Origin of the sequence: Flavobacterium sp., from assembly GCF_044348915.1 — a bacterium.
Classification (GTDB): domain Bacteria; phylum Bacteroidota; class Bacteroidia; order Flavobacteriales; family Flavobacteriaceae; genus Flavobacterium.
The window spans coordinates 1-4,496 of record NZ_JBIKRX010000139.1 but is presented as its reverse complement, the minus strand read 5'-3'; the positions used below and the strand labels follow the sequence as shown (position 1 = coordinate 4,496).

3 protein-coding genes are annotated in these 4,496 nt (G+C 35.5%); 2 read left to right on the top strand and 1 reads right to left on the bottom strand.

The genetic code is table 11. The features are described from left to right. Both ACIQ1E_RS13905 and pflA read left to right on the top strand, forming a co-directional pair. Nucleotides 1-1,849 (top strand): pyruvate formate lyase family protein (locus ACIQ1E_RS13905; RefSeq protein WP_396171948.1); only part of this gene is annotated, 1,849 nt, incomplete at its 5' end. Between the two features lie 71 nt (nt 1,850-1,920). After that, entirely contained in the window at nt 1,921-2,718 is a 798-nt protein-coding gene (gene pflA / locus ACIQ1E_RS13900; RefSeq protein WP_396171946.1) for a pyruvate formate-lyase-activating protein, read from the top strand. A 376-nt stretch (nt 2,719-3,094) separates the two neighbouring features. Here pflA and ACIQ1E_RS13895 read toward each other — a convergent pair whose 3' ends face one another. Beyond that, nucleotides 3,095-4,360, bottom strand: coding sequence for an OFA family MFS transporter (locus ACIQ1E_RS13895; RefSeq protein ID WP_396171945.1), 1,266 nt, complete (start codon nt 4,358-4,360; stop codon nt 3,095-3,097). Nucleotides 4,361-4,496 lie beyond the last annotated feature (136 nt).

Sequence of the window (4,496 nt, the reverse complement as noted above, 5' to 3'; positions counted from 1 at the left end):
AGTTGATATTTTTAATTACGCAAAAAATCACAATCAAGCGGTTTTTGATGCGTATGATAGTGAAATTAAAACTTATAGATCAAAACACGTTTTAACGGGTTTACCTGATAATTATGCAAGAGGAAGAATAATAGGTGATTTTCGTAGAGTAGCACTTTATGGAATCGACAGATTGATTGCAGAGAAAAAATCAGATAAAGCGCATGTAGCTGGTGAGATGAGCGATTCAAAAGTTCGTTTGCGTGAAGAAATTGCTGAGCAAATTAAAGCCTTGCAGGATATGAAAATCATGGCACTTTCTTATGGAATTGATATTTCAAAACCAGCAGTTAGCGCTCACGAAGCAGTTCAGTTTACTTATTTAGGATACTTAAGTGCTGTTAAAGAACAAGATGGAGCTGCAATGTCTTTAGGTAATGTTTCTTCATTTTTAGATGTTTACATTCAAAACGATATCGAAGCTGGAATCATAGACGAAGAACAAGCTCAAGAATATATTGACCAATTTGTAATGAAATTGAGATTAGTACGTCACCTTCGTCCAGGAGCTTACGATGCTATTTTTGGTGGAGATCCAACTTGGGTAACTGAAGCTATTGGTGGTCAGTTACACGATGGAAGAACTAAAGTTACCAAAACTTCATTCCGTTTCTTGCAAACCTTGTATAATTTAGGTGCTTCACCTGAACCAAACTTGACCGTTTTATGGTCTGAAAAATTACCACAAGGGTTCAAAGATTTTTGTGCTCAAGTTTCTATCGATACTTCATCTCTTCAATACGAGAATGATGATTTAATGAGAGACAATCGTGGTTCAGACGATTACGGAATTGCTTGTTGTGTTTCTTACCAAGAAATTGGAAAAACAATTCAACATTTTGGAGCACGTGCCAACTTGCCTAAAGCGCTATTAATGGCGTTGAATGGAGGTAGAGAAGAAGCAGAAGGCGAGCAAGTTGTAAGTGGTATTTCTGAAATGGACGACGAAGTATTAGATTACGATACTGTAATGAAATCCTTTAAGAAAACATTAGCCGAAGTAGCTCGTGTGTATGCAAAATCAATGTACATCATTCATTATATGCACGATAAATATTACTACGAAAGAGCTCAATTGGCTTTGATTGATAGTGATCCGAAAATTGATATTGCTTATGGAGCTGCGGGAATTTCGATTATTGCCGATTCACTTTCAGCTATTAAATACGCTAAAGTATCTCCAATTAGAAATGAATTTGGATTGACTTCTGATTTTAAAATTGAAGGTGATTATCCAAAATTTGGTAATGATGACGATAGAGTAGATAGTATCGCTCAAGAAATTACTACCATTTTTATCGAGGAATTGAGAAAACACAAAACGTATAAAAATTCGACTCCTACATTATCTTTGTTGACTATTACTTCAAATGTAATGTACGGTTCTAACACGGGTGCTACTCCTGATGGTCGTAAAGCGGGTGAATCTTTTGCTCCTGGAGCGAATCCAATGCACGGTAGAGACGAAAATGGTGCTATTGCCTCTTTGAACTCAGTAAGTAAACTGAATTACAATGATGCTCAAGACGGAATCTCTTATACGTTCACAATGGTTCCTAAATCATTAGGGAACAATTTAGAAGAGCAAGTAGGGAATTTGACTACTACTTTAGATGCTTATTTCGGAAGAAATGCACACCATTTGAATGTGAATGTTCTGAACAAAGAAACTTTGTTAGATGCATACAATCATCCAGAAAACTATCCACAATTGACGATCCGTGTTTCTGGTTACGCTGTGAACTTTGTACGTCTTTCTAAAGCACACCAATTAGAAGTAATTAGCAGAACTTTCCACGATACTATGTAATTTCAAAATTACAAAGTACTTTTATAAATTCTATTTCTTTAAATGAAAATTTAAAGAAATAGAATTTCATTTTGATACCAACACCTATGTATTTTCCAGAGCAAGATAACCACGATATTATTTTAAACGAATCGGATATAGATATCCTAAGAATTCACTCTTTAGAAACTTTTGGTACCCACGATGGTCCCGGAATTCGAATGATAGTATTTGTTCAAGGGTGTCAATTTCGATGCCTGTATTGTCAAAATCCCGATTCGATAGACATTCACGGAGGAACATTGGTCACTATCGACGAATTGGTTTCGAAAGCATTAAAACAAAAAGCCTATTTTGGAAAAGAAGGTGGTGTAACCGTTTCTGGTGGCGAACCTTTGTTGCAAAGAGCCAAATTAATTCACTTTTTCGATCGTTTACACGAAAACGGAATCAAGACTTGTTTGGATTCGAACGGACGCGTTTTAGATGATTACACCAAAGATTTGTTAGATAGAACTGATTTGTTGCTGTTGGATGTAAAACACATCAATCCAGAATGGCATAAGAAACTCACGAGTTTAAGCAATACTACTACTTTGAAAATCGCGGAACATCGTGAAAGTACAGGGAAACCAATGTGGCTTCGCTATGTCTTTGTTCCTGGGTATACCGATCAGGAAGAATATTTACACGAATGGACTCAGCATTTTTCAGAGTATAAAACTGTTGAAAGAGTTGAGATTATCCCTTTTCACCAATTAGGCAGACACAAATGGGAGTTACTGAAAATGGAATATGCTCTGGCAGACACTTCTTCACCAACCACTGAAGCTTTAGAGAATGCAAAAGCTATTTTTAGTAAGTATCTAAATAATGTGGTTATAAAGTAATCACTTCGACGAATTGGTTTGCATTGTAAACAAAGGCTTTGCGGTGTTTTCTTTACGAGAATAAGGTTTAGTCTAGTTAGTATTAGTTCGTAGCAGAAGCAGCTTTAAAGTGATTATTAGGCGCATATTTTACTTAACATTACACATTTCAATCTTGTACAAACAAAAGAAGGAAACCAATACGGTTTCCTTCTTTTGTTTTGGTTAGTATATAATAAAAGCTATTTAATACCGATATTCATTTGGACTATTATAAAAATGCGTTAGATATAAATTAATGATAACAAAGTGTTCAAGTGAACTATGGTCATTCAGTTGAACAGGGAATATTGTTATTCAATATGTCCGCATCCAAAATGGGCTTTTATCGGTTTGTTTATGCCTTTTCTGGAATTAATTCCCCTTTTTCCGCATTCAAATGATGCTGTGTGATATATCTCTTCATCAATAATGAAACGATCAAAGCGACTACGAAAAATCCAGCAAATATATTTAAAGTGATGTCTAACGATCCAGTCTTTTTCATTACAATATCATAAACTGATGGTCCTACGACTCCAGCTAATCCCCAGCAAGAAAGAATCAATCCGTGAATGGCTCCTAATTGCTTGGTGCCAAATAAGTCTCCTAGGAATGCGGGTAAAGTTGCAAAACCACCACCATACATAGTAATTACAGTAAATAAAACAAATAAGAATGCTATTTCCGAGCTAATTTTTGATAAGAAGAAGAAAGCAAATGTTTGAAAAACAAAGAAGATAATATAAGTATTTGCTCTACCTAAATAATCAGAAGCGCCAGACCACAATAGTCTTCCTACTCCATTAAAAACACCTATCAATCCCACGATTGCAGCTGCTTCCATAGGCGAATAGTTTAATTTAGATTGGATCAACGGGCTTGCTGCAGAAATGATTGCAATACCACAAGAAATATTCACAAACATCATAATCCAGATGTAATAAAAACGAGTTGTTTTTAGAGCTGAACCCGCATCGATATTCGAAATATCTGCTTTGAAATTTTTATTTTCAGCAGGATTGTAACCTTCTGGAAGATAACCTTCAGGTGGTCTTTCTATGTAAAGTGCCGATGAAATGATGATTACCATATATAGTGCTCCTAGAATATAGAATGCATTAGAAACTCCTACTGTGTCGAATAATTTTTGCATTAAGGGTCCAAAAATTAGCGCAGCAAAACCAAAGCCCATAATGGCCATTCCTGTTGCTAAACCTCTTCTGTCTGGGAACCATTTTACCAAAGTGCTCACAGGCGTGATATATCCTAATCCTAATCCGATACCACCTATAAAACCATAACAAAGGAAAAACAAGGGTAAAGATTGTAATTGTACAGCTAAACCTGAACCTAATATTCCAACTCCATAAAGTAGCCCTGCAGTCATACCGCTTACTTTTGGTCCAACTTTTTCAACCCATCTTCCTAAAAAGGCAGCTGATAACCCCAATAATAAAATGGCTATTTTAAAAGCCCATTTGATATCTCCTTCTTCTACTCCAAAAATATCTTTAACGGGGTTTGTCATAATAGAATAAGCATAAACTGAGCCTATAGAGATATGGATTCCTACAGCAGAAGCTGCAATAAGCCATCTGTTTTTTAATTTTTTTGTGTTCATTGGTAATTTATTTTATAGGTATAGGCGCTTAGAGCACCCTTGTTATCTATTGATTTTATTGATATTTATTCAAATTTCACCATCTTTTTCATTAACACATCGAAGATTGTCCCCATATTTGACCTTCTATTGTATC